Here is a 25,329-nt window from a genome sequence, read left to right as displayed (position 1 = left end):
CAATTCTTATGCCAACGGCCCCTCCTTTTCATAAGAAAGCTTTGCACGTCCATTTCTTTGGCTTTCCAAAGTTCTTTCTTGGTTTGCCTACGTTTAAAAAATCTTATTCTTCCAAAGAAAAAACCGACGCTTCTCGCATCGGCTTTTTTTATCCATCGTAGGTTTGTATTAACCAACTTTTATCCCTTTAGTGTTTTTACGTAATTTTCTAAAACTTTCCTTCCTAATTCCGTCATTTCATATCCTTTTTTGCTACCTCTCGCAACAATCAATTCTTTTGCCTCTAGCTCTTTTAACAAGCGCCTAATTTTCCCCTCCCCAAGATTGTAATGCTCTTTTTCAGCCTGATTCCTAAGGGCTGTTCTTCCTAGGGAATCTGGTTCCACTGCCTTCAACTTGGACAAAATCCACACCGCATTTTCTTCTAAAAACAATGCATCCCCTCCTAGTGTTTCAGGTGTTTTTAACATATGAGGGTGTAAATCTTGACATTGAATAGGAGTCCCTTCATAAATAATCGAGAGATATTCTACTAAATTCAGTAGTTCTCGTATATTACCCCTCCAATGGTATTTCATCAATAGATCTATGACCTGCGGTTCACAAACATCCGACAAATCCATCCGATGTGCACCTGTAAATTTCTGATTCATAAACACGTTTAATAAATAAGGAATATCTTCTTTCCTCTCTCTTAAAGGGATGGTATGCAAAGGCAAAATATTCAATCTAAAAAATAAATCTTCACGAAATATGTCTTTATCTATCAGCTCCATCAAGTCCTTGTTCGTCGCAGCAATTACCCGTACATCTACAGGTATTTCTTCCAGAGCGCCCACCCTTCTTATTTTTTTCTCTTCTAGCACTCTTAGGAGTTTTACCTGAAACTCCAAGGGTGCATCTCCAATTTCATCAATAAAGACTGTCCCTCCGTTAGCTATTTCAAAAATGCCCATTTTACCGCCCTTTAAAGCCCCGGTAAAAGACCCTTCTTCGTATCCAAAAAGCTCGCTTTCTAATAGACTTGGCGATAATGCTCCTATGTTCACAGGTACAAAGGCTCCCTTTCGTCGCTTGGACGCCGTATGAATCGCTTGGGCCAATATTTCTTTTCCAGTTCCATTTTCACCTTGAATAAGGATGGTTGCTTCTGTAATAGAAAATTTCTTTGCCTTTTCAACCATTTGCTTTGTTTGTTGATTTTCAGTTAAATAATCTTCAAAAGAATGAAGTTGTTGCTTTATTTTTTTCTCTTGATTCCGACGTATGCGATGCCCTAATTTCGAAATTCGATCTGTATATTGTATGGTCATCAAATATCCTGCATGATACTCAAAATCGATCTTTTGTACGTCCACCAACATTTCCGCAGAGTTTATTTCAGTGATCCACGTTAATTGATCTTTCAATTCACCCTTAGGGATCTCCATTAAGGAAGAAACTTCCGCTCCAATAAATTCGGATTTGTTTTTGCTAATTATCATTTCGAAATTTGTGTTTGCATTAATAATTCGATTGTTTTCACCTATATAAGCAATGCCATGCTCAATGCTATTAACAATCCGCTCCAGCAATTTTTCCGACTCTTGTGCATCTCGCCTACTCTCATCAATGAGTTTTGATATTTTCACAATATTACGAAGATACTCCATCAAAAAACTTTGTTCGATTTTCTCTTCTAGCTCTAAGGCAGAAATGATGTCATGAATGGTGCTAATATCCAGTATTCGACTCCCCAAGTCAATTACATGCTCTACTTTATCTGGAATCAAATGCGATTCACCAGGTGTGATCGCAATACTAGTTTCCACTTTTTTTCGACATCCTGGAAAAAATGGATGATACTGAAGGTGATCAAGACCAATCAGCTTAAGTTGCTGAATTGCTTCACCCGCCGTGTTTTCAGAATCATTCACTAGTAATACGTCAAGGCCTTCTGGAATGGATATAATCTCTTTGATTTTTTTATGGTTAATGACTCTTTCTGTCTCAAGATATGGCCTGCGAATCGGATCTCCTTCCAACACCAAATATCTTATACATCCTTTTGTATATAAAAACAGATCTGCTTTGGCTTGAAGAATCGCCTTTTGATCTGCTAATAAATAACACGACACTTTAATATCTTCTCCAAATAAACTTTCTAGCTGTTCTTTAATCACTTTTGCTGTTGGCTTACCAATAGTAATCAATGCAATGTTTTTCATGACTCTAATCTCCTTATTTGTTGATTTAAGCTTCACACAGAACAACGATACATGCCATAGGCCTTTTCCTTATCCATCAAAAAACCCTTCGCTTATGTTCCACGAAGGGCTCTCCCTAGTCTTAAGCTATAGTCCAATGGTTTCTAAAAACAAACGAATTACATTGGCACCACCAATAAAAGTACCAATACTGCTTCCCACATTGGTTAGGGCTACCACCAACAAGACTCGAGTCACTTTATTACGCCAAAATCCTTTAAGACTAAGCAGATCTTCTGTCAAATCTTCAAAGTCTTGCACATTAGGCTTGCGAATCAACGCTTCCACAATACCCGCTACCCATCCAGCTGCCAACATCGGATTTAAGGAACTGAGTGGAGCCGCCAAAAACGCCGAGGCAATGGTGAGCGGATGACCAAAAGCAATCGCCGCTCCCAGAGCTGAAAAACTTCCATTCCACAAAATCCAGGTGATCGATTGTTGAATTCCTGCATCAAAGTTAAGATAAAAAGTATAACCTATCATTCCAAGAATTATCCCTGGAATAAGCCAAGGTATGATTTTAGAACTTTTTTTCTTTCGGGGTACTTGAGATAAAGCTTGCAAATCATGTTCATAATGAATCTGTTCCTTTATTCCTGGTACATGAGCAGCGCCAAGTACAGCAATGATTTTATCCCCAGAGGCGTTTTTGATTTTCTGTGCCAAATATTGATCCCTCTCGTCAATTAAAGGCTTTTTTAGGCGAGGGAATGCCTCCGTAAACTCTTTCAACATGGCATTCAGCATATCTTTTGATTTTAAGTTCTCCAACTCTTCTTCCGTGATGTCATCGCCTTCAAATAAGCTAAAGAAAATTTGTACGATTAACTGTGCTTTTCCTTTTATTCCAAGACCATGCCATACCCTAGCAAAAGTTACTTGAATATTGCGATCTGCCAAAACTAATCTGGCACCATTTTCTTTGGCGGATTCGATTCCTTGAATCATCTCTTGGCCTGGCTTTACACCAAATTGTTTTGCCATTCGTTTTTGAAAAGAGGAAATCATGAGATTCATCAATAAAAGAGTCGCTTTCTTTTCTTTCATGATTTTAAAAATATCCGTTTCTTTCCATTTGTTTCCGTCTGCAATTGATTGATATCGTTGTCGATCTAGTTCAACACAAACAGAATCCGGTTTTTCGTAATCAATCACTTCTTTTACCTGCTCTGCGCTCTTTTTTGAAACATGGGCCGTTCCGATCAGAATAATCTCCTTATCTTCCAAATATAAGCGTGTAATATTATCATCGTCTAGTGGCTTTTCTACCATCTTTTCCTCTAAGGTTTCCTGAAAGGATGTCTCCGATGTTTCGTCTCTGCCAATTTTTCCGATTATCTCTTCTGTCATTTTCTACCTTCCTTTTGATGGTTTCAAAGCCATCTGGTTTATGGCATAATTGTACCATAAGAAAGCATTCTTGTAGATACTTAATCAGGAATTCCCCCTAGGAGGATAAAATCAGTGAACCTATGGCTCATGTTTGTGGTTACCTTTTTAATGATGACTATTTTCAATTCTACTTTTACCCTTCTGCCACTTTATATCTTAGATTTAGGTGGTTCAGAATTTTTTGCTGGAGTTCAGGCAGCGGCTTTTTATGGCACTGCCATTCTCTTTCGGTTTTATTTTGGCCCCTTAACAGACCGAGCAGGACGAAAAATCGCCATCCTAATAGGACTGTCGATTTTTACCATCACCTCATTTCTTTATGTCTTCAGTGACAGCCTAGCCATGATTACTGGCATTCGAATTCTTCAAGGCATCGGATTTGCCGCTTTTATATCCAGTGCCATTTCTGCCGTAGCAGATATGGCTCCTTCCCAGAAAATTGGCTTTTATATGTCCATCTATCGTATTGTCAGTACGCTGTCCTTTTTAACTGGTCCTATGGCCTCTATATACGTCGCTAAAACCTATGGCTATGATGCCTGGTTTCTAATATGTACAACCTTAGGCCTTCTCTCCATCGGCACTTTATATTTGATTCAATTTCCAATTATTCTTGAAGAGGTCCATCTGAAAGGATCACATCCTATGATTGAAATCTTTAAAACAAAAAAATATCAACCAGTGTACTTAGGCATCACTCTCACTTCCATGTGTTATGGATCTTTAGTTTCTTTTGCCGCTATCCATATTTCTCGTGTAACCACCATTGGAAATCCAGGCATTTATTTTACTTTCTTCGCTTTTTCAAGTCTCTTTTTCACTATCCTATCTGGCAAACTTTCAGATCGGCTAGGTCGAAGCCACGTTGCCTGGCCAGCTATTATGTTGCTAGGCATTGGAGTTGCTTCTTTATTTTGGATAGAATTTTTTCCATTTCCACTTTTAGTATTAAGCAGTGTTTTATCTGGCATTGGTTTCAATGCTGGTCTTTCCGTTCTTTCTGCTTGGCTGGTAGACCTTTCTGCTATGAACACCCGAGGATCTGTTCTATCTATTCAGGAAAGCGTTATTGATTTTTCTATCGGATTTATTTCTTTAGTCGTTGGCTTCATGGCCAGTTTCGCAAACCTCTCCACTGCATTTTTCGGGATAGGCTTTCTTTCTTGCATAACGGCTCTGTGTATGTTTTTTTTCGCTCTATCGCCTGGCTCTCATCATTCCCCAAAACCTTAAAGATATCTCCTATTTTCTTTTTTCTTTTCGAATTACACAGAATTTGTTATAGTAAGGAAGGATGCTTTATACAAAGGAGGTATTTTATGAGCCGACTCAGCTCAAAACAAAAAAAATATATATCTGACCTCAGCTTGTTATTTGTAGCCTTTGCCTGGGGTGGTGGCTTTGTTGCCGTCAAAGATGCTCTTAACAGCCTTACACCTATGTATTTAATGGCTTTTCGATTCACCCTGGCTTCCATCGTTGTTTACGCTGCTTTACATCGCTGGATTGGAAAAATTTCTAAAAGAGAGTTTAAAAACAGTGCTGTTGTAGGGACTATTCTTTTCCTTGCTTTTGCAGCTCAAACCGTCGGTCTGCAGTACACTACTGCTTCAAAACAGGGTTTTCTGACCGCCACTTATGTGATTATGGTTCCTTTTCTTTACTGGATCTTGTATCAAAAAAGACCTCCCATCAAAGTGTTTGCAGGAAGTTTCTTAACCTTGATAGGCATCGGATTTATTGGCTTGGATTCAACTCTTTCTTTGAATAAAGGAGATTGGTTAACATTACTCTGTGCCCTCTTTTTTGCGATGCATATTCTGTCTATTGAATTTTATACAAAAACCATTCACGTATTCAAAGTTGCTTTTATACAAATTTCCGTTGCTGCCCTTTGGTTCATTGCCGCAGCCCTTCTTTTCGAACCAACGCCAGGACCTTTATCCTCCCGAGCTTGGGCTGCCATTATCTACATGGCCGTAGTTTCTACTTTTGGCTGTTTTACAGTCCAGACCATCGCTCAAAAATATACCACTTCATCCCATGCTTCTATTATTATGTCCTTAGAATCCGTATTTGCTGCGGTGCTAGGCGTCTGGCTCTTACAAGAAGAAATGACCATGGCTATGCTCTTTGGGTGTGGATTAATATTTATCGCTATTCTCATGGTCGAAGTAAACTTCAAAAAACCTGTGCAAGAACCACTCCTAAAACACGCTCCTAAATAATGGAGATGTTTTTGCTCCAATTTGTTAAAAGCAATGCTTGATCACTACTATCCATTTTCCTTTATAGGGATTGCATGACTTTTCTAATCGTGTCTTTTTCAAAAGGTTTGACGATAAAATTAACCGCCCCACTTTTAATGGCTTGTATAATCATACCCTTCTGGCCCAAAGCACTGCAAACAACAATCTTTACGGATGGGTGCTTGGCAATAAGTTTTGGAATAGCCGTCAACCCATCCATTTGAGGCATTGTAATATCCAAAAAAATAACATCTGGTTTCAATTCTGCACATTTCAATATAGCTTTAAATCCATTTTCAGCTTCGCCCACTATTTCATGCCCCATCTCTTCTAATGTAAGCCCCAGAAGTTTTCTAAGAATCGTTGCATCGTCTACAATTAACACCTTCATGCGTATTTCTCCTTTTCTCACTCTAGTTTAATGGATCTCCATGGCTAGTATTTTTTTTGCTACACGTTCTTAAGGTTTGTTGGTTCACCAGCACACATACAATACCTGCTATCACAAAAATCATCAATGCCATTATGCCGTAAAGTATTATGTATCCAAAGCTTTCTAATTCCCAGTTAAGATATTCATACGGAAAAGTGCCGGTTATTTTTCCATAAACAATGCCTACCAACGTATATAAGCTGGGATAGACCATCCAAAACAGCACATATTTCATTCGATATATCTGTCTTTCTTCTGTCCAATACCAGTCCAATATATACGCTGCTGGTATTACATAATGCGTAATGATATTGATGATGGCATTAGGACCTTCTACCAGATAGGCATGCCTCAGAAAAATATGATAGACCAAGAATGTCATAAAAATGTAGACCGTTAGCCCACCACGAAAAAAGGAATAAGCAACAGTTTTTTGTGTGTTCTTTCTATTATTGTGTGTTCTCATCAACTCAGCAAACACCCAAACAACTACCAATAGATTGCTTTGATTGGTAAAAAGCCGAAAAACACTTCCAGCTGCTCTTATAGGACCATATTCATGGTGAACACCATTCATCATGAAAAGATAACTAGCCGCCAGAGCAAAGCCTCCCATAAGCCCATAACACCAGCGAAAAATCCTTAAGCCCTTTTTCGTTTCACTCCTCATCTCTATTTCCCTCTCTAGTTTACTCTCCCACTCACCAACTTTTGCTATCACTGAAAAAAAGTCCGAAGCAACTCCGAACTTTTTATTTAAGCCTCTATTTTTTTCGGCATGTTGACATGCAACAGTTCAATGATCTGTCGCAGTTCCACAACATCAATCTGGCCAGGCGCCGAGGATCTGCTCAGAGCTCCAAAAGTCATGTCCGATCCAAAAACCTCTCCAGAAAAACGGGTAACAACGCCAAGTCCACCCATCCCAATGGTAATGAGGGGTCCCAGCCCATGGTCTACCTTTACACGTCTAGTGGCTTCCTGTAGAGCCACTATGTCAGCAGCATCCTTTGGCATTACAGCTATTTTGCCAATGTCTGCACCCAATTCCACCGCTTTAAGCATTCGATTGATCATTTCTTCCACTGAAGGCGTTTGATGGAAATCATGATTAGAGATAATAATCATCACCTTATTCCTTTTACCTGCCTTGACCAGTTTTCGCACCAATTCTGCATCACTGAAGAGTTCCACATCCACCAGATCAACCTTACCAGTTTCCATCACGGCATCATTCAATTCCCAATAATATTGAGGCGTGATTTCCTGATGACCACCTTCATGTTTGTTGCGAAAAGTAAAGAGGATCGGCTTGTTTGGAATAATTCCACAGATTTTTCCCAGCATTTCCAGCACCACTTTTTTCTCCTTAGCCTGCTGAAAAAAATCCACCCTCCATTCCACTAAATCGCAAGGAATCCCGTTTATCCTGTCTGCTTCCCCCATGAGTTGCTCTACGTTCATCCCCACCATAGGAACACAAATTTTCGGAGGCCCTTCACCAATCCTAACACCTTTTACTTCAATCACATTTTTCAATAGCCTCATCCTTTTCAAAACATTCACCCTAGTCACCCTAAGCAATATCGACTATTATATCATATCGTCTCTTATGTTGACAAAGAGAATAGGGCTTTTATACCACAGTCTTTGCAAGTCCCTTTTGTAACAATGGTGATGTCGTCAATTATATCCTGATAGGTTTCTTCAATATACTCTTTCTGGCGTAACATTTCCTTGAAAATATAAGGATCATCATACTCTTGTATTTTTTGACATTGAATACATTGGAAATGAGTTTCTTTTGGTTTTAAACGTTCATGAGCCTCCGAAACACCTGGATCACTTATTAAAGCTACATCAATGATCCCCGCACTCTTCATGATGCTGGTGTTGCTGACAAACAGAAACACCCGGAGCCAAAGAACCTTCCAGAAATTTTTCTGCCGCTTGTCGCGCTTCTCCGGTTGCTCCTGTTACGACCTGAATTCCTTTTTCCTGAAAAATATCAATGGCACCGCCTCCCATACCACCGGAAATAATGACGTTGATCCCCAGTTCGTTCAGATAATTTGGTAAAAATCCGGGTCGATGTCCAGGGCTGGACACCATCTTCCCTTCCAGAATTTGTTTGCCATCTGTTTCAAAAACATGAAACCCCTCACAATGACCAAAATGACCTGATACTATTTTCCCATCACTTGCTACAGCGATTCTCATGCGATCGGCTCCTTTCTATTTTCAATTACAGAAATTAATGTGTCAAAATAATGTGTTTCCAGCTTTTCAATATTTCCTTCATCGCAAAATTTTGCAATTTCTGGTTCAATTGGTATTCTTCCAACCAATGCTAATCCATGATCGCTGGCAATAGAATCAATATGACTTTCACCAAAAATAGAATGTTTTTTGCCGCATTCGCTGCACTCGTAATAAGCCATGTTTTCTACCAGACCCAAAACGGGGATATCCATTTTTTCTGCCATTTGAACTGCTTTGGATACGATCATAGAAACCAGCTCCTGCGGCGATGTTACCATTACAATACCATCCATTGGAATGGACTGAAAAACTGTTAGAGGGACGTCTCCCGTTCCGGGCGGCATATCTATGAATAAATAATCCAAATCTCCCCAAACAACATCTGTCCAGAATTGTTTAACAGTTCCACCCACCAATGGACCACGCCATACTACCGGATCTGTGTCCTTAGGCAACAGTAAATTAATGGACATAATTTTAATGCCTCCCGGCGTCATTAACGGCAAAATTCCATCTTCGTGACTAACGGCCTTTCCATGAATTCCAAAAGCCTTAGGGATCGAAGGCCCAGTGATGTCTGCATCCAAAACACCGGCACGAAATCCCCGACGACTCATTTCCGAAGCCAACATAGCCGTTACTAGAGATTTCCCAACACCTCCTTTGCCGCTGACCACACCAATTACTTTTTTTATGCTACTTTTGTTATTTAATTTTGCTGTAAAATCAACAGGCTCCTGCTTTGTTGTCCCATTCATTCTTTCGCCTCCTGTATTTTTTAATGCATCATCTGCATTATTTTCTCATAAATACGCTGCACCGCTTTTCCTGCTACGCAGTCTTCTTCTGTCATACTGAGCCCTCGATTCACTAAATCCACAACCATCGGATCATAGGGAATCTCTCCCAACAAAGGTAAATCATATTCTTTGCAAAAATCCCTAATCGCCTGCGAGTGCTCCAGACTGTTATCCCACTGGTTAATACAAACGGCTAATTGCGCATTCAACCCAGCTGCTGTCTGGATCACTCGTTTCATATCACTAATGCCAGAAACGGATGGCTCTGCTACAATTAGAACCAAATCAGTTCCGGTAATCGAAGCAATGACCGGGCATCCGATTCCTGGAGAACCATCGATCAACGCAACCGATGTTTTTTCAGATAAGGATTCTACTCCTTCTTTCATGCGTTTTTTCACTTCTGTTACCAATAGCCCTGAGTTTCCGCTCCCCATCCTCAGCTGCGCTGTAGAAAAGAGGGTTGGTTTCCAGTATCTTTTCAAATCACCAGCTTTTGACGGCTCCATGGTGATGGCTTGTGACGGGCAAATCCATTGGCACACGCCACAGCCTTCGCAGGCAAAAGCATCCACTTCATAGTGTGGCTCTTTATGAATGGCTTCAAATCGGCAGTGCAGTCTGCAAAGATCACATTGAGAACATTTTTCCTGATGAATATCTGCTTTCTGAAGGCCGTAAAAAACATCCTCTTCCGCTTCATCTTCCGGTTTCATCAGCAAATGAAGATTGGGTGCATCCACATCACAGTCGGCATAAGCTTTTGCCTTCATCAAATGAATAAGCGCCGCCGTTATGCTGGTTTTTCCGGTTCCTCCCTTTCCGCTAAGCACCAGTATTTGTTTCATAGGATGCCTCCTTTTCAATCTTTTGCAACAATTCATGGAAAAACGTCTTGTATTCAGGCATTTCCCGGGATACAATTTTTCCGGAAGCATTGATGGAAGCCAATTCCCGATCAAAAGGGATGCTGCCTAAAATGGGCAGGTTATTCTCCTTAGCATAGCTTTGGGATGGGTTTTCACCTTCCGTCACCTTGTTCAGAAGCAATCCGGCGGGCTTTTCAAAAATAGTAACCAGTTCATGAATCATCGCCAGATTATCCCGACCAAAAATAGTGGGTTCCGCCACCAACACGCAATAATCCGCTTCCTGAATACTTTCCATTACACTGCAGGCACTTCCTGGCGGGCAGTCGATGAGAACCTTTCCTCTGGATGGAATCTTTTTTAAGATCTCTTTGATAATTGGAACTCCTGCCGCTTCGCCGGGATTAAGCATTCCTGTCAACACCATTATGTCTCCATCGTCTCCGGTTTGCACCGTTCCAATGCTTCGCTTATTTTCATGAATGGCTTTTTCTGGGCATACCAGCTGGCAGCCACCACAGGAATGGCATATTTCCTCAAATACCATTACTTTTCCAGCAATCATTGCTAGAGCATTGAATCTGCAGAAATCAACACATTTACGGCAGGCGGTGCATTTTTCAAAATCAATAACAGGAATATCCACCTCCACGGACTCCGATTCAATTCTTTGCGGTTGAAAGAAAAGATGGCCATTAGGTTCTTCCACATCACAATCGGCATACACGGCCCTCTGAGCCGCCACCGCCAAATTTACTGCCACCAGAGTTTTCCCGGCTCCGCCTTTTCCGCTTAAAACGGCAATTTTCATGCTACCGCCCTCCATGACGGTGAAATCCAGCATGTATTTCTTCCAGTACGGACATGCTCTGTTCTTCAAAAGCCTTCAAATTACTTTCAATAGAACCGCTGATGGAACGATACAACTTAATTCCTGCTTCCTGAACCACGGCAGCCGCATTTTTACCACAGCGGGGCGTAATAATGGCATCTACCTGCTGATCCACGATTAGCTGAGCCGCCTGGACGCCAGCTCCGCCCTGGCTTCCCGTCGCTGTATTCTGAAGATACTCCGTTGTTTTTTTCTCGGTGTCATAAATAACATAAAAGGGCGCCCTTCCAAAAGAAGGACAAACTTCTGCCTTCAATGTCTGATGTTCTACTGGTACTGCTACTCTCATCTCTTCCACCTCCGTTTTTTATCTGCGCTGCTTATTCCTTTTTTCCGTGCCGACGCCGACGACATCGTCCACAACCGGGTAGCTGCTCCACACTTTCACAAAGCTGGTATTTGCCGCCTTCTATTTTCAGATTATAACCGTAAACCAATGTTTCACCGATTTTCTTCCGTGCATCATTATAGATTTTTTGTACCGTTGTCCGGGCGACTTCCATTTGTTTCGCACATGCTTCCTGGGTTAATCCTTCCACATCGATGAGCCGAATGGTTTCATATTCCTCTACTGACATCATCATCGTTTTGACTGATTTAAAAGAATCGGTCTGCGGACCGAAGGAATCACTTTCCGGAAGTCCGCAAACCCTTCTCCATTTGTGGGGTCTGGGCATAGGCTCCACCTCGTTCTTTCCTCTTATTATTTTTCTTCTACTTTGTCAGACTGGCTTCCAAGTTCCTGTTCGACATAATTCAGTTCTTCTTTCAGTATTTCTTTTTCCCGTTTCAGCCATTCTTTTTCTTCTGATTCCGTCAGCGGGACCCTGCAAAACCCCATGCCACGTCCAAATCTAAAGCTGGCACCAGATCCTCTTCCCACGCTTCTTCCCATTCCTCGTCCCATTCCTCGTCTTCCAAGTATTTTTCTCGGTATCACACAAGTTCCCATTCCCCTACCAGTAGCTTCTCCTCTTCCCAGTGGTCCTGTTCCATCTCTTCCTGGCATTTTTCATTCCTCCTTTGATCCATACCTCTAACCTTTAGTAAAGTAATTTTATAAATGACATATGTCATTTATAATTTCATTATACATCTTATTTGACATATGTCAATAATCACCTCCGGTTTTTTAGCATAAGGCTCTGTAGAGTTAATTGTGGATTCCTAGAGAGTTACAAATTAATATGTTATACTTAAAGGGAGCGTATGTTCTGTTCAAGGGGTGGAAGCTATGGATGATAACAGGTTTTATAAACTAGTTAAATTTATAGACAAGCTAGACACCAATCACAAAGCACAGCTTTATGCAATTCTACAAGAACAAGTCGATTCGAATAACCTAGACCAGCAGGAAGTTATGAACGAGCTTAAAGAAACTATATTTAACAAGGGTTTGATCTGCCCGTATTGTAACGCTGAAGAAAGTGTCCGTTATGGTAAATACAAAGGCCGTCAGCGATATAAATGTAAATATTGTGAAAAAACTTTTAATGACTTCATTCAGACACCCTTCTATAGAACCAAACACCTTGAAAAGTGGTTGCTGTTTATTGAATGTATGTTTGAAGGCAGACCATTAAGAGCTACTGCCAATATTGTTGGATTAACTCTGGTTACAGTGTTTTATTGGCAACATAAAATATTAAATGCTCTAAAGCAAGATGAAATAGACGATTTTGAAGGTATAGTAGAAATTGACGAAACCTACTTTCTATACTCTGAAAAGGGTAAAAAACAAGTTACTAGAAAACCTCGTAAAAGGGGCGGTAAATCAAAATACAGGGGCATTAGTAAAGACCAAGTATGCGTGGTCGTAGCTAGAGATCGCACGAAAAATACTATAGCTAAAGTTGGCTGCATGGGACGAATAAAAAAACAAATGCTTGATGAAGTAATCGGTGATTATATTTCACAAGAAAATATAATCTGTACTGACAAATGGCGTGCATATAGAACTTTCTGTGAAGAAAAAGGTGTTAAACTCTATCAACTCAAACCTGGAGATACTGGGCGTGTCATTAAAGGAATATACCATATCCAAAATGTTAACAGCTTCCACTCTCAGTTAAAGAAGTTCATTAATAAATTCAAAGGGATTTCCTCGAAGTATTTGGATAATTATCTGTCATGGTACAACTTCCTTGATTCAATCGGTCATGAGAATACTATCAACAACATTAAAGAGTTTCTTGTAAGAATATGCTTATACCAAATTAATGACACGTATGATTCCATCAGAACTTCGAAATTCAATTCGATTTAGGTTGTAATTATTACTATTCCATGTGAAAATGGCAATGAATGGATTGTTTCGCATAAGATAGTTAATGCACCTTAGATTAGAGGGTAGTTTTATAAGAAAGGGTGAGTGTTATGAAAAAGGTTGTTATATCGTTATTGATGTTGGTTTGTTTGATGATTTTATGGGTGTGGTAGCGAAAGCAGCGATTTAACGCCAGGTACCCCACCAGATACTCCAGATGCTCGACCCCCCTCTATTATGGTAGATGGTACTATTTATACTATGTCCAGTGCTCGGGATAGAACTGTGAGTAGTGATAAAATTAGCGAAGATGATATTCTCGGCGAAATTGAATCGGAAGTACCTTTAAATGAATTCCCAGAAGAAGATGCTCAAATAAATATGAGTGGGTATTATGGAATAAAAATAGGCTCTCCATATGCTCGATATCGAAATGACATCGTTATTTTAACAGACGAAGAAAGGTTAGTTTTTGAAGAGATAAATGGGGAGAACGGATAGTTTTTGAAGAGAAAAGCAGCTTGTACTATTGAGAGAAAAATCAATGAAACTAAATAATTGAGTGGAAGGGATTACTTGGCTTTATACTGTCATTCGGGAGGTTTAGTTTTATGTCCAATGCTAAATTAAGCAGATCATGGGTAGTGGAAAATGAGAAAAGCAACGTGTATGATAAAATCCTGCATTTTATCGAACAACATAGAATGGTTATTGTAGAAAAAAATCAAAGCACTATATCTGCTAAACAGGGCTCGCACCTGATAACTAGTGTATTAGGAACTTTCCTGGCGCCTACAAAGTATTTACCGAAAACGATAACAATTGAGTTGCAAGAATTAGAAAAAGGAACAAATATAATTGTAAACATTAGTAAAGACATAGGGTTAAGTGTTAATAACAAGATAGAATGCAAATATAAGAATTTTTTTAGTATATGGATAGATGATTTAAAGAAGCACTTAATCGAACCTTAACCAAATCTATAATGAGGCTTTTTCAAGAAATAGGTAAATTTTAAATTTATACAAAATTTATAGTGACGCACCCTCTATATTATGTGACTTAAAGCGGTAGCAAATTAGCTATCGTTTTAATATTTTATCTAAATCAACAATAAACTTTAACAGAGTCTAGCATAAAAAAAGACGCTTCCATTTGAACGTCTCTTCTTCTTTATTTCTGTTAGTTATATTGGAAAAATGGCTGCGTTTTCTTTCTAACACCATCACCAAAAGATTGCCTCCCTCCAACTAAAAGAGAAATCTACAAAAACGAAAAGTGTTATTTGTGCCAGTCAAATTACTGGAGTAACCATTCCTCGTCCTCGAAAGCTCTGGATGTTCCACCAAGCACCGCACCATGGTCATCTATCTTCACCCCTTTAATGAATGTAACGACATTCGATAAAATCGTATTAAGAGACTATCCCTTATACAACTTTCAAAATGAGATCAATCATTAACTTTACACAGATAATAATGATATCAACTAACCACTCTTTCACCTTAAACCTCCTTGTTTTGTGCTCGTTATAGGCTATTTCTCTGCTGATTTTCGTAAAAATTGAAATCGCCCACGATTAGTTACAATAGCATATGTTTCTAAACAAAAACTAAACAATTCTTTTTCATCCCTTCTTCTCCACCAGTAACAAACAGCAGCCACCACTGCTGCTAATAAATCCGTAGCAATCAGAGCCATCCAAATACCATCTGTGCCAAACCATATAGGGAGCAACCATAGTCCAACCAAAGGAAATAAAAGACTTTTAGAAACGGCAATACTCATAGATTTAGCCGCCTGTTCTAATGCTGTAAAATAAATAGAGCCAAGTACAGCCGTTGGCATAAACCATAAAGACCAACGCAAATAACTGGCTGCCTCTAGTGTCAAGACCACTGCCTCTGGCTGATCCGGCAGAAACAACTCTGCTATCCCTTCCATCTGCCAAGACATCAGTCCAAATAAGATTCCTCCTACAACCGTCCCTATCAGCAAACTTCGCCATAAGGTTCCTTGAACACGATGCGAAAAACCAGCACCATGATTATAACTGAAAATAGGCAGAGTTCCATTCCCAATACCTGTCATAATCATCATGGCTACCACCATTACATATTGAACCAAAGTAAAAGCGGCTATTCCTAGTCCACCAATATGGGTTAATATACTTCGATTAATAACAAAGGTTACTACTCCCATGGCCAAACTATTAAACAGTTCAGAGGCACCATTAATAACAATAATTTTGCATGTTCCAAGGTTTCTATCTGGTATTGCAAAACGTAGCCCCTTATCTTTTCGAAAAGTTTTCTTAAGAAAATAGAACATGAACACTATGGCTCCAGCACTCTGAGAAATGCCTGTAGCCATTCCAGCTCCATTTATTCCATAATCTAATACATATAAAAACAGATAGTCCAACCCAATGTTTAAGACTGCCGCCATCGCCATAACACCACTAGCCAGATTCGGCTGTCCATCGTTTCGGACAGATTGCTCAAGAATAAAAATAGCAATCATCCACGCAAAAAAAGGAGACATTCCACTTAAGTAAGATCCTGCCTGTGTACCAAGCTCGCCAGATGTGCCAAGAAAATTCAGGATTTTTGGCATCATAAGAACGGATGCAACACTCCCTAAAACTCCTAATCCAATCCCCAGAATAATAATAAGCCCTAATACCCGAGAGGCTCTGTAAGAATCTCCTTCCCCTAACAAAATGGCTATTCTAGCATTTCCACCCACCCCTAACATGACAGCTAGTCCTACCAATAGTGCTATAATGGGATACAAAAGATTAACGGATGCCAGTGCCTCTGCGCCCAATCGTCTTCCTATCATTATGCCATCAATAATTTGGTACAATGCCATAAAGAGCATAGATGCTACCGCTGGCATGGCATTTTTTTTGATTAACCTTCCCAATGGCTCGGTTAAAAACGATTCCCTATTCATGAATCACCACCCCTTAGGCTTCCATAGATTCTTTCATTACATGCTTTACAGCCACAGCCATAGCATCCCCAGCAGTTTCTAATTCCCTTCTAGTTTCTGGTGCTAATCCCTTTAGGTACTCCTGAAAACATTGAACCAGATAGGTATTCGCTTTTCCAAGCATCGTTTCTCCGTAATGACTCAATTTAAGTAATACCCGTCGCCTATCTAGAGGATCTGTCACTCGTTCCACCAGCTCCTGCTCCACCAAAGCGTTAATCATAATAGATAAACTGGAGGAAGATACCATCAAATTTCTGGCTAAATCCTTCAAACTGCTATTAGGCTGCAGATCCAATTCATACAGTACCATGAACCTCTCTTCGCTGAAACCAAACTCAGCTGTTACAGAGGGTAACCACTCTAACAATGTTTTTCTGCTGAAAAGTGTCAATAGATTCAAGAGTTCCATCATTTTTTCTGCTTCTGTTCTTAAGCTATTTGAATCATATTTTTTTAAGGACATTTTATTTCTCCTTTCAATTAGTTTTATTGTAAAACTATTTTAATCTAAATTCATTTCACTGTCAATGCATTTTAGTATTCACTCGTATCCGGCCCTATTCTAAAATACAAATCGTGTAATACTCACACCTCTATTTCCTCAAAAAATCCACTAAAAAAGCTGTTCCCTTGGGAACAGCTTAACAACTTACATGCTTCTCATAATCCAGTACGGAAATGACTTGCATGGTTTCTCTTTAGCAAAAAGATTTAGCAAATGCTTCTATTTCCGATGTATTGTCTTCTACATCTCCATCAACTTTTAAGCCTTCGCCTATGACATTAGCGCCACATTGAGAAGCTTTTTCTTTTATCAAGTTCACAGCTTCACAATATACGTCTGGATAGTCTTCGCTATTTCCACAACCGAACACCGCAACATCCTTTCCACTGAAAAGATTGCTACTCATGGACTCATAGTACTTCAAAAAATCATCTTGAATATCGCCATAACCCCAAGTGGATGATCCCAAGAGAACAAGGTCAGCCGATTTAACGGTTTCATCTTCTGCATTACCAACATCGGTAATGGAGACTTTGCAATTTGTCATAGTATCTTTGATGATTTCTGCTACTCTTTCTGTATTTCCCATGGTGCTACCAAAGATGATGGCCACATTTTTCATTCAAAACGCCTCCTTAGATTTTTTCAATGATACTGATTATCAATATCATTATTTCAGATTGACATTGCTTTGTCAAGCTAAAGTACAAACATTTTTAACCTAACATCTTTAATTCAATAGCTCCAAAACAACTATATGTCTCAATCAACTACTTAATTGCTTCATAGGAAAAGCGGCCTTTATAGGGTAAAGACCGCTTTCATTAGTGACTTTGTATAGGGATGTTGCGCTTCATTCAAACGACAACTTTCAATATTTTCAACTATTGCCCCAGATTTCATAACATACAAACGGCCACACACTTGCTGGGCTAATGCCAAGTCATGTGTGATAAACAGCATTGACATAGATTGTTGATTCTTTAGCTTCATCAATAATCTGACTATTTCCTGCTGAACTGTTACATCAAGGCTCGATGTCGCCTCATCACATACCAATAACACTGGCTTTAATCCGATTGCCCTCGCAATAACCACTCGTTGTAATTGTCCCCCGCTAAGTTCACTTGCATATCGTAGTATCATTTCCTCAGGAAGATACACTTGTTTCAAAAGGTTCTTGCTGAATCTTTGTGCTTCTTTCTGTTTCATTAAACCAAAGTTTATAAAAGGTTCTGCTAAGTATTCTCCAATACGCATTCGCGGACTAAATATAGACATCGGGTCCTGAAATACCATTTGAACCTTTCTATAGTATGCTTTGCGATCTTTATGATTCTTAAAACTCCTAAATTTTCCTTGAAAAAGAACATCCCCTTCGTCTTCCTCTGTAAGCCCACAGATTATCCTCGCCAAAGTGCTTTTTCCGCAACCACTTTCCCCCACCAAGCCTATGGCTTCTCCTTTCGCTATTCTTAAGCTGACAGAGTTAACTGCTTTCAGGCTCTTTTGCTGCTTCCCAGGATAACTTTTCGACAGGTTTTCTATTTGCAACGTTGCATCATTAATCATGCTCACTTCCTCCCAATTTGGGTACCGCTTCCAAAAGACGGTGGGTATAGTCGGTTGCGGGGTGCTTTGTTAGAATTTCTGTCGAAGCTTCTTCTTCAATACAGCCTTCTCTCATTACCACAATGCGATCGGATAAAAATGCTGCACAACCAATATGATGGGTGATCATTAAGATGCTGGCACCTTCCCGTTCTCTTAGCTTTTTCATCTCTTCAACAATTTTTCTTTGAGTAATCACATCTAGTGCACTGGTTGGTTCATCTGCAATAACAAGACGAGGAGCCATTGCTGTGGCCATCGCTATAGCAACTCGCTGATTCATACCACCACTCAATTGAAAAGGATATGCTTGCATGACACGCATTGGATCTTTCAAATCCAGTTTCCTAAGGGTATCCACTGCTTTTTTCTCCGCCTCTTTAATCGTTCCCCCGTGATGAGTTCGAATGCTTTCAATAAACTGTTTTCCTATTCGTCGTACTGGGTTCAAATATCCAGACGGATTTTGAAAGATCATAGCAATATCGTTACCTCTGAATCGTTGCCAGTCTCTTTTCGAAAACCGAGATACATCCTCACCCTGAAAATAAATCTGACCAGAAAGCCTTTGAGCGCCAGCAGGTAGAAGGTTCATTATAGCTCGCGCTAAAGTAGACTTACCACTTCCACTTTCCCCCACAATAGCTAGAATTTCTTTTTGAAAAATTTGTAAATTGATTTGTTCTAAAACAATTTCATGACCATATGCCACCGTAAGATTTTCAATTTTTAATAGTGGCTGTTTTTCATTGCAGTTTTGCCCGTTCATCAAGGTAATACACCTCTGAAGTGAATCTCTTTATACCAGACAACCGTCTATTGTGCACAACGTTTCCTTCTCCATAATACAGAAATAAGGCTGGCACATCCTTTAATAGAATTTCCGAAGCTTGCTTTCCAATCTCATCCCGCACTTCTTTTTCCGTTGTTTGCATCAAATCTTCAATTAAACTGTCAAGTTCAGCATTGCTGTAATCTCCACGATTCCCAACACCATCCGTTCCAAAGCTTGCTTGCAGAAAGCTTTGTGGATCCCCTGTAGGAGCTGAAGTCCAGCGTTCCCATCGCATGTCATATTCTCTATTTTCCACCAGATCGGTATCGCTTTCCACTAAAAGTAGTTCCATATCCAAACCAATGTCTCGATAATGAGCTTGCATCGCAGAACCAATTGTGTTGGGAACTTGTCCTAAATCGGTTCTCGCTACATAGTTTAACTTTATTTTCTCTCCTTGATATTCACGAAATCCATCACCACTTGTATCAACCATACCAATCTCATCAAGTAAGGCTTTAGCTTTTTCTGGATCAAATTCGTAAGGAATCTCCCCATCATAACCGAAAGCTAGCTGAGAAGTAAAAGGTCCTTTTGCTGGCACACCATTTGCCAATTTCTTCGCATAGCTGACTTGATCAATCCCATGCACCAGTGCTTGCCTAAACTCAGGGTATTGCATATAGGGTTTGTTCATGTTTAATCTCATTTGGAAAATTCGTAGATTTGGCCCTTTGAGAACTTCATACTCTTCGTTATCTTCAAAAAGCGTCAGATCTGTATGGTTCAACTGTGTGGCGAAATCAATTTCTCCTGTTTGAAGTGCCATTGCCCGAACCGAAGCATCAGGAATATATCGTGCATCTATTGTTTCGATGCTGCTTGCTCCATTCCAATGATCATCATGACGAGACAATGCAAAACCCTCATCCGAAGTAAATCCAGTCACTTTAAATGGACCCGTCGCAATAGGCTCAACTGCAAAATCAGGTGATTGTGCCGCTTCAGCATCAACAATGATATATACAGGATCCGCTAAAAGGTTCAGCAACGTTGGCCAAGCCTCTTGGGTACGGATCGTCACCGTAAATTCATCTGCTTCAATTGTTTCAACAGGAAATTTCACATCATCGCGATCCGTCATCTCCAGTGCACGCTCAATTGAAGCTTTCACCGCTTCCGCATCAACTTGTTTCCCATTATGAAAATATACATCCTGACGCAACTTAAATACAGCTGTTTGATCATCTTTCATTTCCCATTCTTCTGCAATTTTTCCCATAAAATTCATATTTTCATCCAATTGGATCAAATTTTCTCCAACACCCAAACGCGCTAGTGCCCATCCATGCCAAGCAGTTGTTGGTTCCAGGTCTGCATCTAGCCAAAACAATCCTACATTCACATGAGTATTTTCATGATCTGCATTTTGTACTCCATTTTCTATTGACTCCTTTTCAGACATCTCCAAATCGCTATCTGTATCAGAGCATCCCATCATAAGCATCAATATAAAAATCATCAATACCAGCATTTTTTTTATCACTATGTACGCCTCCTATTTTTTCCGTTAAAAATGAATAAAACACAAAATCTAATCCTTTTATTATTAGCAGGCTTCACCACCTTTTCTGCCTTCTTTTAGTTCCTGGTAGTATCTTTGCTTTTTTCCGCCTTCTTTACATTTTTCATCCTTCACAAACAATTTTCTAAATAAGTGTCTTTTTCCTACTTGCGGGTACATATTTGTCATTTCTGATTTCGAACTATCATGAGGATCCATTTTATCTCGCAATAGATCACCTGTGATATTACAAATAGACACCACGAAAAAAATAGCCATTCCTGGATAAATCAAAAGCCAGGGGGCTGTTTGCAAATAAGGTCTCCCTTCATTTAACATGCTTCCCCATTCTGGTAATGGTGCCTGTACACCAAGACCAACAAAAGAAAGACTCGCAATTGCCAACATGATGCTTCCTATATCTGTTACATACTGGACGATTAACGTAGGGAAGAGATTAGGTAAAATATAACGTCTTATTATTTTCAGAGGACTCGCCCCCGCCATTCGTGCAGCTTCAACAAAGGGACGGTTCAAGAGTCGGGCTGTAAGTACACGTATCAGCCGTGCGTAACGTGTCCACCAGATAATTGATAAGGCAATGAGTGTGTTGCGAAGCCCTGGGCCTATCAAGCCTGCTACTGCAATGGCAAACACCATGTCCGGAAAAGCCAACACAGCATCTGAAATTCTCATAATCCCTTGATCAACCACACCTCCAAAATAGCTGGCAGTAACCCCTACTATCAGACCAGTTAAAGCCATTGCCGACAAAAGGCCTATAGTGGAGCCAACAGAAATTCGAGCACCATAAAGTATACGCGAAAGCAAACACCGTCCTACTTGATCAGTACCGAGAGGAAAATCATCACTGGGACCCTGCAAAACATGGTTCAAGTTGGTATCTATGGGATCATGGGGTGCTAGAACAGGTGCTACAAAAAGAAATACTAATAATCCAATTACCAATATCAAAGGCCACCACTTTTTCATTGCCTCAACCTCTTTTTCCCCTTCAAGAAATTTCCTCTTTTCTATCTATTAATAAAATTCGTGGATCCAGCAATTTCGTTAAAATGTCTACCAGAAAACTGATCGACACATAGGTTAAGACCATTAGAAGCACAAACCCCTGCAACAGTGGGTAATCACGATAACTGATGGCCTGCAGGACCATCGAACCCAATCCGGGACGCATGAAAAGATGTTCAACAACAATAGTTCCTCCTAATAGAGATGCAATCGTCATCCCTATTAATGTTAGTAATCCAGGCAACGCATTCGGCAGTACATGAAATATTAAAATGCAAATTTCCGAAATTCCCCGAGCTCTTGCACTAATCGCATAATCCATGGAGAGTTCTTCCAGAATGACCGTGCGGACTATTCGAACATATCGACCAATCAATGGCACAGACAGGGTAATGGTAGGTAGCAACAAGTCAATAGCGCCGCTCCCTTGCATAATAGGAACCAATCCAAATCGCACTGCAACTATGTACATAAGCATTAACCCAAGCCAAAAGCCTGGTATCGATAAAGAAAAAAATGTAATAATCCTGATTAAATAGTCTATTAAACGATTTCGTTTCACGGCAGCGATCATTCCCAAAGGCAAGGAAGTTGCCACTATAAGGCCGAGAGAAGCCAATGCCAAAGTAAAGGTATTTGGCATCCTGTTCAAAAGAACCGAGCCAACTGGTTTTCGAAAATGATATGATTCCCCTAAGTCGCCACGGGGCAATCCAGAGACCCAGCGTACGTACTGAACTAAAAAGGGCTGATTCAGCCCCATTTCTTCCCTGGTTCTTTCCAGCGTTTCGACTGTGGGGACTACGTCTCTCGACATAAGTCTCCTTTCTGCTGGATCTCCAGGACTGAAATAGGAAAGTAAAAATGTAATAAACGTGGTACATATGAGCACAACTAACAGCTGAAAAGCTTTAGTTATTAATACCTTCCTCAATTTAAACACCCTTTATTGATAATTCATTTCGTTTGTATTTGATTCATTAGGATACTTTTCCCTTTGTCAATCCGATACTTCTCTATAAGCGTAATGCTTGACCTTGTCACCTTCAGTCTATTGGATTTTTTTCAATAAAAAAACCTTTCCCATATTTAGTAGAAAAGGTTTCAGCTACTCAATTTATTCTGAAGTTAGTGGATCACTAAGCGCCTAAAATATTCGAGTACGACCTCCCTCCCATCTTCCGTGGAAACTTCGGAGCATTTTACGGCAGGTCTCCTGGCTCAGCATCATCGTAAAGATATCCCCCTTCCCATTTTTATAACAGTGGCAGGATATCTCCCTTAGCATTACAGTGGCGGGACCGCGTAGGAATTACACCTACTTCCCCTTTGTCTATTTTTTAAAAATAGACACCATAAAAAATATTTAATTATTTAAATATTATCATGAACAAGCATAAAAGTCAATAAATGATAAAGCTTATCATTTATTGACTTTTATGCTATACTTCTACAAGAAAATGCGTCACTTTCCATTGCATCTTTTACTATGTTCTAAAATTACTCTCAATTTCAGGAGGTTCCTATGCAAATGAACTCAAAGCCAACCTTTGCTATTCTAGTAAGCCAAAAATATTCACTCAGCCATCATCCAGATGACCTCGCCTTACAATCAACTCTACACAAACTTGGTTGCAATGCTTCTATTGTACCATGGGATGATACATCTGTTTCCTACCAGCAATTCGATACCGCTGTCGTTCGTTCATGCTGGGATTACCAACATCGATTACCTGAGTTTATTAAACGTATGCAAGCAATTGAACAACACTGTCGCCTTGTTAATAATGCCTCTACCATTATTTGGAACAGTAATAAGCGCTATCTTCAATGGCTATCAGACCATGAAGTTCCCACTGTTCCTAGTTTTTTTATTGATGATCACATGAACTTAACGCCATTTTGTTGGAATTTCTCTACTGATAAAGTTATTGTGAAACCCAGCATTGGAGCAAGCGGCCATCATACTTATTTGGTAGACGCCCAGGATTTTAACTCCATTAAAAAGCATGTTCTTCATTTAACTCGTAATCAATCAGCCGTATTACAACCATTTATAAAAAGCGTTCAAACTGATGGTGAACGTTCAGCAGTGATTATTGATGGTGACCCGGTTTTTGCTATGAAAAAAAAGCCTGCCGAGAATGGTTTTTTAGTCCATGAGCACTGGGGTGGAACTTACTCTGAAACGTTTCTAACCCATAAAGATCGTCTTTTTTTAAAACACTTAATTAAGGTTCTTAACCCAATTCCAATGTTTATGCGGGTAGATTTTTTGTACGATGAACAACAACAACCATTACTGCTTGAACTTGAAATGATCGAACCAAATTTGTACTTGTCTCGAAACCCCTTGGGCCTTAAAAAGCTTTGTAATGCCCTGATTCGATAAAAGGCTCCAGAATATTTTTCTGAAGCCTTTCGCTTTTATCTACTAATCCTTTTTATAACAATCTTTCTCCCAACAAAGAACTTATTAAAGCGACAGCTACTTGTGCTGTTTTATTTTTTTCATCTAAAATAGGATTTACTTCCACAAATTCAGCCGAAACAATCCCATCATATTCTGCCAGCATTTCCATGGCAAGATGTCCTTCCCGATAGCTAATACCACCAATAACCGGAGTCCCTACTCCAGGGGCATCGCCAGGATCTAATCCGTCTAAATCCAAAGATAGATGAATACCATCTGTTTTATCTTTCAAATATTCCAAGGACTCTTCTATTACTTTAGCCATGCCCATTCTATCAATCTCATGCATGGTGTACATTTTGATTCCTTGTGCTTTCACCAACTCTTTTTCGCCCTCATCTAAAGCCCGATGTCCAATCATCACTACATTCTCCGGCTTTACTTTTGCGATTGGTTGATGAAGGTTTGTCAGAAGCTTATTGCCAATTCCTAAGCTTGCGGCTAAAGGCATCCCATGTATGTTACCAGACGGCGATGTTTCTTCTGTATTTAAATCAGCATGGGCGTCCACCCATATAACCCCTAGATTTTCATAATGGTCTGCTACTCCTGCAATCGTTCCAATAGCAATGCTATGATCACCACCTAAGACCAGAGGAAAGCAACCTTTAGCAATAATTCCACTTACTTTTTTGGCTAATGCTGCATTCACTCTTTCTACTTCCACTAAGTTTCTAAGATTAGATTTTTCTGCCTCTTCTTTATGCCCTAAAGCTTCAATAAGGACATCGCCATCATCACTAACCTTGTGTCCCAGCTTTTCAATTCGTGACTGAACACCAGCATATCGCATAGCACTAGGACCCATGTCAACGCCTCTTCGATTTTGGCCTAAATCCATTGGCACCCCGATAATCGATACATTTTTTTGTTTCATTGTATCCCTCCTAAAATAAATTCATCTGTACATTTTTTGAATGTTTATCAATGTTTTCAGCTTTTATCCTGTATCCTTTT

At 39.8% G+C, this 25,329-nt stretch carries 28 protein-coding genes and 1 riboswitch; of the genes, 6 read left to right on the top strand and 22 right to left on the bottom strand.

Annotated features, from left to right (window positions below; all coding sequences use genetic code 11):
• Positions 1–179 precede the first annotated feature (179 nt).
• Together ACZ47N_RS09995 and ACZ47N_RS09990 are read right to left on the bottom strand one after the other, a co-directional pair.
• Positions 180–2,207 carry a sigma-54 interaction domain-containing protein gene (locus ACZ47N_RS09995; RefSeq protein ID WP_464886408.1) on the bottom strand — a complete coding sequence of 676 codons (2,028 nt, stop codon included), beginning with the start codon at positions 2,205–2,207 and terminating at the stop codon, positions 180–182.
• A gap of 126 nt (positions 2,208–2,333) precedes the next feature.
• Positions 2,334–3,599, bottom strand: a complete 1,266-nt coding sequence (locus ACZ47N_RS09990) for a TraB/GumN family protein (RefSeq protein ID WP_464886407.1) — start codon at positions 3,597–3,599, stop codon at positions 2,334–2,336.
• 114 nt (positions 3,600–3,713) lie between these two features.
• Between ACZ47N_RS09990 and ACZ47N_RS09985 the strand changes: the two genes are divergently transcribed.
• Both ACZ47N_RS09985 and ACZ47N_RS09980 read left to right on the top strand, forming a co-directional pair.
• The gene (locus ACZ47N_RS09985) at positions 3,714–4,874 is read left to right on the top strand and encodes an MFS transporter (protein ID WP_464886406.1); all 1,161 of its coding nucleotides are present in this window, start codon (positions 3,714–3,716) and stop codon (positions 4,872–4,874) included.
• A gap of 86 nt (positions 4,875–4,960) precedes the next feature.
• A complete protein-coding gene (locus ACZ47N_RS09980; protein WP_464886405.1) occupies positions 4,961–5,869 on the top strand; it encodes a DMT family transporter in 909 nt (302 codons plus the stop codon).
• Between the two features lie 61 nt (positions 5,870–5,930).
• On the opposite strand, the gene ACZ47N_RS09975 is transcribed toward ACZ47N_RS09980, so the two are convergent.
• The 11 genes from ACZ47N_RS09975 to ACZ47N_RS09925 all read right to left on the bottom strand — a co-directional run bounded on the left by ACZ47N_RS09975 (position 5,931) and on the right by ACZ47N_RS09925 (position 12,155).
• Entirely contained in the window at positions 5,931–6,281 is a 351-nt protein-coding gene (locus ACZ47N_RS09975) for a response regulator (protein WP_464886404.1), read from the bottom strand.
• A gap of 22 nt (positions 6,282–6,303) precedes the next feature.
• Positions 6,304–6,993 (bottom strand): Pr6Pr family membrane protein, encoded by a 690-nt coding sequence (locus ACZ47N_RS09970; RefSeq protein ID WP_464886403.1) that lies wholly within the window; start codon positions 6,991–6,993, stop codon positions 6,304–6,306.
• Positions 6,994–7,079: 86 nt separating this feature from the next.
• Positions 7,080–7,853 carry a type I 3-dehydroquinate dehydratase gene (gene aroD / locus ACZ47N_RS09965; RefSeq protein ID WP_464888437.1) on the bottom strand — a complete coding sequence of 258 codons (774 nt, stop codon included), beginning with the start codon at positions 7,851–7,853 and terminating at the stop codon, positions 7,080–7,082.
• A gap of 80 nt (positions 7,854–7,933) precedes the next feature.
• Entirely contained in the window at positions 7,934–8,206 is a 273-nt protein-coding gene (locus ACZ47N_RS09960) for a hypothetical protein (protein ID WP_464886402.1), read from the bottom strand.
• On the bottom strand, positions 8,184–8,543 hold the full coding sequence (locus ACZ47N_RS09955; protein ID WP_464886401.1) for a NifB/NifX family molybdenum-iron cluster-binding protein: 360 nt from the start codon (positions 8,541–8,543) through the stop codon (positions 8,184–8,186). The genes ACZ47N_RS09960 and ACZ47N_RS09955 overlap by 23 nt, the downstream gene beginning before the upstream one ends.
• Positions 8,540–9,343, bottom strand: a complete 804-nt coding sequence (locus ACZ47N_RS09950; protein WP_464886400.1) for a P-loop NTPase — start codon at positions 9,341–9,343, stop codon at positions 8,540–8,542. Before ACZ47N_RS09950 ends, ACZ47N_RS09955 begins: the two co-directional genes overlap by 4 nt.
• 20 nt (positions 9,344–9,363) lie before the next feature.
• Positions 9,364–10,233: an ATP-binding protein gene (locus ACZ47N_RS09945; RefSeq protein WP_464886399.1), complete on the bottom strand. Its 870-nt coding sequence runs from the start codon at positions 10,231–10,233 to the stop codon at positions 9,364–9,366.
• The gene (locus ACZ47N_RS09940) at positions 10,211–11,065 is read right to left on the bottom strand and encodes a nucleotide-binding protein (RefSeq protein ID WP_464886398.1); all 855 of its coding nucleotides are present in this window, start codon (positions 11,063–11,065) and stop codon (positions 10,211–10,213) included. Before ACZ47N_RS09940 ends, ACZ47N_RS09945 begins: the two co-directional genes overlap by 23 nt.
• Before the next feature lies 1 nt (position 11,066).
• Complete coding sequence (locus tag ACZ47N_RS09935; RefSeq protein ID WP_464886397.1) at positions 11,067–11,435, bottom strand: NifB/NifX family molybdenum-iron cluster-binding protein; 369 nt, start codon at positions 11,433–11,435, stop codon at positions 11,067–11,069.
• A 31-nt stretch (positions 11,436–11,466) separates the two neighbouring features.
• Positions 11,467–11,823, bottom strand: a complete 357-nt coding sequence (locus ACZ47N_RS09930; RefSeq protein ID WP_464886396.1) for a DUF134 domain-containing protein — start codon at positions 11,821–11,823, stop codon at positions 11,467–11,469.
• A 26-nt stretch (positions 11,824–11,849) separates the two neighbouring features.
• The gene (locus ACZ47N_RS09925; RefSeq protein ID WP_464886395.1) at positions 11,850–12,155 is read right to left on the bottom strand and encodes a DUF5320 domain-containing protein; all 306 of its coding nucleotides are present in this window, start codon (positions 12,153–12,155) and stop codon (positions 11,850–11,852) included.
• A gap of 225 nt (positions 12,156–12,380) precedes the next feature.
• Between ACZ47N_RS09925 and ACZ47N_RS09920 the strand changes: the two genes are divergently transcribed.
• From ACZ47N_RS09920 to ACZ47N_RS09910, 3 genes are all read left to right on the top strand, one after another.
• Positions 12,381–13,412, top strand: a complete 1,032-nt coding sequence (locus ACZ47N_RS09920) for an IS1595 family transposase (RefSeq protein ID WP_464886394.1) — start codon at positions 12,381–12,383, stop codon at positions 13,410–13,412.
• A 285-nt stretch (positions 13,413–13,697) separates the two neighbouring features.
• Entirely contained in the window at positions 13,698–13,913 is a 216-nt protein-coding gene (locus ACZ47N_RS09915; protein WP_464886393.1) for a hypothetical protein, read from the top strand.
• 110 nt (positions 13,914–14,023) lie between these two features.
• On the top strand, positions 14,024–14,386 hold the full coding sequence (locus ACZ47N_RS09910) for a hypothetical protein (RefSeq protein WP_464886392.1): 363 nt from the start codon (positions 14,024–14,026) through the stop codon (positions 14,384–14,386).
• A gap of 562 nt (positions 14,387–14,948) precedes the next feature.
• On the opposite strand, the gene ACZ47N_RS09905 is transcribed toward ACZ47N_RS09910, so the two are convergent.
• From ACZ47N_RS09905 to ACZ47N_RS09870, 8 genes are all read right to left on the bottom strand, one after another.
• Positions 14,949–16,370: an MATE family efflux transporter gene (locus ACZ47N_RS09905; protein WP_464886391.1), complete on the bottom strand. Its 1,422-nt coding sequence runs from the start codon at positions 16,368–16,370 to the stop codon at positions 14,949–14,951.
• A 13-nt stretch (positions 16,371–16,383) separates the two neighbouring features.
• A complete protein-coding gene (locus ACZ47N_RS09900) occupies positions 16,384–16,875 on the bottom strand; it encodes a MarR family winged helix-turn-helix transcriptional regulator (RefSeq protein ID WP_464886390.1) in 492 nt (163 codons plus the stop codon).
• A 235-nt stretch (positions 16,876–17,110) separates the two neighbouring features.
• Positions 17,111–17,539: a flavodoxin gene (locus tag ACZ47N_RS09895; protein WP_464886389.1), complete on the bottom strand. Its 429-nt coding sequence runs from the start codon at positions 17,537–17,539 to the stop codon at positions 17,111–17,113.
• A 179-nt stretch (positions 17,540–17,718) separates the two neighbouring features.
• On the bottom strand, positions 17,719–18,489 hold the full coding sequence (locus tag ACZ47N_RS09890; protein WP_464886388.1) for an ABC transporter ATP-binding protein: 771 nt from the start codon (positions 18,487–18,489) through the stop codon (positions 17,719–17,721).
• Positions 18,482–19,297: an ABC transporter ATP-binding protein gene (locus ACZ47N_RS09885; RefSeq protein WP_464886387.1), complete on the bottom strand. Its 816-nt coding sequence runs from the start codon at positions 19,295–19,297 to the stop codon at positions 18,482–18,484. The genes ACZ47N_RS09890 and ACZ47N_RS09885 overlap by 8 nt, the downstream gene beginning before the upstream one ends.
• A complete protein-coding gene (locus ACZ47N_RS09880) occupies positions 19,275–20,849 on the bottom strand; it encodes an ABC transporter substrate-binding protein (RefSeq protein ID WP_464886386.1) in 1,575 nt (524 codons plus the stop codon). The genes ACZ47N_RS09885 and ACZ47N_RS09880 overlap by 23 nt, the downstream gene beginning before the upstream one ends.
• A gap of 63 nt (positions 20,850–20,912) precedes the next feature.
• A complete protein-coding gene (gene nikC, locus ACZ47N_RS09875; protein ID WP_464886385.1) occupies positions 20,913–21,860 on the bottom strand; it encodes a nickel transporter permease in 948 nt (315 codons plus the stop codon).
• Positions 21,861–21,882: 22 nt separating this feature from the next.
• Positions 21,883–22,791 carry an ABC transporter permease gene (locus ACZ47N_RS09870; RefSeq protein ID WP_464888436.1) on the bottom strand — a complete coding sequence of 303 codons (909 nt, stop codon included), beginning with the start codon at positions 22,789–22,791 and terminating at the stop codon, positions 21,883–21,885.
• 297 nt (positions 22,792–23,088) lie between these two features.
• Positions 23,089–23,272: riboswitch (cobalamin riboswitch) on the bottom strand.
• Between the two features lie 158 nt (positions 23,273–23,430).
• On the opposite strand from ACZ47N_RS09870, the gene ACZ47N_RS09865 reads away from it, so the two are divergent.
• A complete protein-coding gene (locus ACZ47N_RS09865; RefSeq protein ID WP_464886384.1) occupies positions 23,431–24,291 on the top strand; it encodes an ATP-grasp domain-containing protein in 861 nt (286 codons plus the stop codon).
• A 52-nt stretch (positions 24,292–24,343) separates the two neighbouring features.
• Here ACZ47N_RS09865 and rocF read toward each other — a convergent pair whose 3' ends face one another.
• Positions 24,344–25,249, bottom strand: a complete 906-nt coding sequence (rocF, locus tag ACZ47N_RS09860) for an arginase (protein ID WP_464886383.1) — start codon at positions 25,247–25,249, stop codon at positions 24,344–24,346.
• Between the last annotated feature and the right edge of the window lie 80 nt (positions 25,250–25,329).

The organism is Tindallia texcoconensis, assembly GCF_055383815.1.
This window is presented reverse-complemented; position numbering and strand designations above follow the sequence as displayed.

What these genes read in the sequence shown, in the direction of transcription:
- ACZ47N_RS09995 (WP_464886408.1), bottom strand. Translation starts at nt 2,207, where the DNA reads ATGAAAAACATTGCATTGATTACTATTGGTAAGCCAACAGCAAAAGTG.
- ACZ47N_RS09990 (WP_464886407.1), bottom strand. Translation starts at nt 3,599, where the DNA reads ATGACAGAAGAGATAATCGGAAAAATTGGCAGAGACGAAACATCGGAG.
- ACZ47N_RS09980 (WP_464886405.1), top strand. Translation starts at nt 4,961, where the DNA reads ATGAGCCGACTCAGCTCAAAACAAAAAAAATATATATCTGACCTCAGC.
- ACZ47N_RS09975 (WP_464886404.1), bottom strand. Translation starts at nt 6,281, where the DNA reads ATGAAGGTGTTAATTGTAGACGATGCAACGATTCTTAGAAAACTTCTG.
- ACZ47N_RS09970 (WP_464886403.1), bottom strand. Translation starts at nt 6,993, where the DNA reads ATGAGGAGTGAAACGAAAAAGGGCTTAAGGATTTTTCGCTGGTGTTAT.
- ACZ47N_RS09960 (WP_464886402.1), bottom strand. Translation starts at nt 8,206, where the DNA reads ATGAAGAGTGCGGGGATCATTGATGTAGCTTTAATAAGTGATCCAGGT.
- ACZ47N_RS09955 (WP_464886401.1), bottom strand. Translation starts at nt 8,543, where the DNA reads ATGAGAATCGCTGTAGCAAGTGATGGGAAAATAGTATCAGGTCATTTT.
- ACZ47N_RS09950 (WP_464886400.1), bottom strand. Translation starts at nt 9,343, where the DNA reads ATGAATGGGACAACAAAGCAGGAGCCTGTTGATTTTACAGCAAAATTA.
- ACZ47N_RS09945 (WP_464886399.1), bottom strand. Translation starts at nt 10,233, where the DNA reads ATGAAACAAATACTGGTGCTTAGCGGAAAGGGAGGAACCGGAAAAACC.
- ACZ47N_RS09940 (WP_464886398.1), bottom strand. Translation starts at nt 11,065, where the DNA reads ATGAAAATTGCCGTTTTAAGCGGAAAAGGCGGAGCCGGGAAAACTCTG.
- ACZ47N_RS09935 (WP_464886397.1), bottom strand. Translation starts at nt 11,435, where the DNA reads ATGAGAGTAGCAGTACCAGTAGAACATCAGACATTGAAGGCAGAAGTT.
- ACZ47N_RS09930 (WP_464886396.1), bottom strand. Translation starts at nt 11,823, where the DNA reads ATGCCCAGACCCCACAAATGGAGAAGGGTTTGCGGACTTCCGGAAAGT.
- ACZ47N_RS09925 (WP_464886395.1), bottom strand. Translation starts at nt 12,155, where the DNA reads ATGCCAGGAAGAGATGGAACAGGACCACTGGGAAGAGGAGAAGCTACT.
- ACZ47N_RS09920 (WP_464886394.1), top strand. Translation starts at nt 12,381, where the DNA reads ATGGATGATAACAGGTTTTATAAACTAGTTAAATTTATAGACAAGCTA.
- ACZ47N_RS09910 (WP_464886392.1), top strand. Translation starts at nt 14,024, where the DNA reads ATGTCCAATGCTAAATTAAGCAGATCATGGGTAGTGGAAAATGAGAAA.
- ACZ47N_RS09905 (WP_464886391.1), bottom strand. Translation starts at nt 16,370, where the DNA reads ATGAATAGGGAATCGTTTTTAACCGAGCCATTGGGAAGGTTAATCAAA.
- ACZ47N_RS09900 (WP_464886390.1), bottom strand. Translation starts at nt 16,875, where the DNA reads ATGTCCTTAAAAAAATATGATTCAAATAGCTTAAGAACAGAAGCAGAA.
- ACZ47N_RS09895 (WP_464886389.1), bottom strand. Translation starts at nt 17,539, where the DNA reads ATGAAAAATGTGGCCATCATCTTTGGTAGCACCATGGGAAATACAGAA.
- ACZ47N_RS09890 (WP_464886388.1), bottom strand. Translation starts at nt 18,489, where the DNA reads ATGATTAATGATGCAACGTTGCAAATAGAAAACCTGTCGAAAAGTTAT.
- ACZ47N_RS09885 (WP_464886387.1), bottom strand. Translation starts at nt 19,297, where the DNA reads ATGAACGGGCAAAACTGCAATGAAAAACAGCCACTATTAAAAATTGAA.
- nikC (WP_464886385.1), bottom strand. Translation starts at nt 21,860, where the DNA reads ATGAAAAAGTGGTGGCCTTTGATATTGGTAATTGGATTATTAGTATTT.
- ACZ47N_RS09865 (WP_464886384.1), top strand. Translation starts at nt 23,431, where the DNA reads ATGAACTCAAAGCCAACCTTTGCTATTCTAGTAAGCCAAAAATATTCA.
- rocF (WP_464886383.1), bottom strand. Translation starts at nt 25,249, where the DNA reads ATGAAACAAAAAAATGTATCGATTATCGGGGTGCCAATGGATTTAGGC.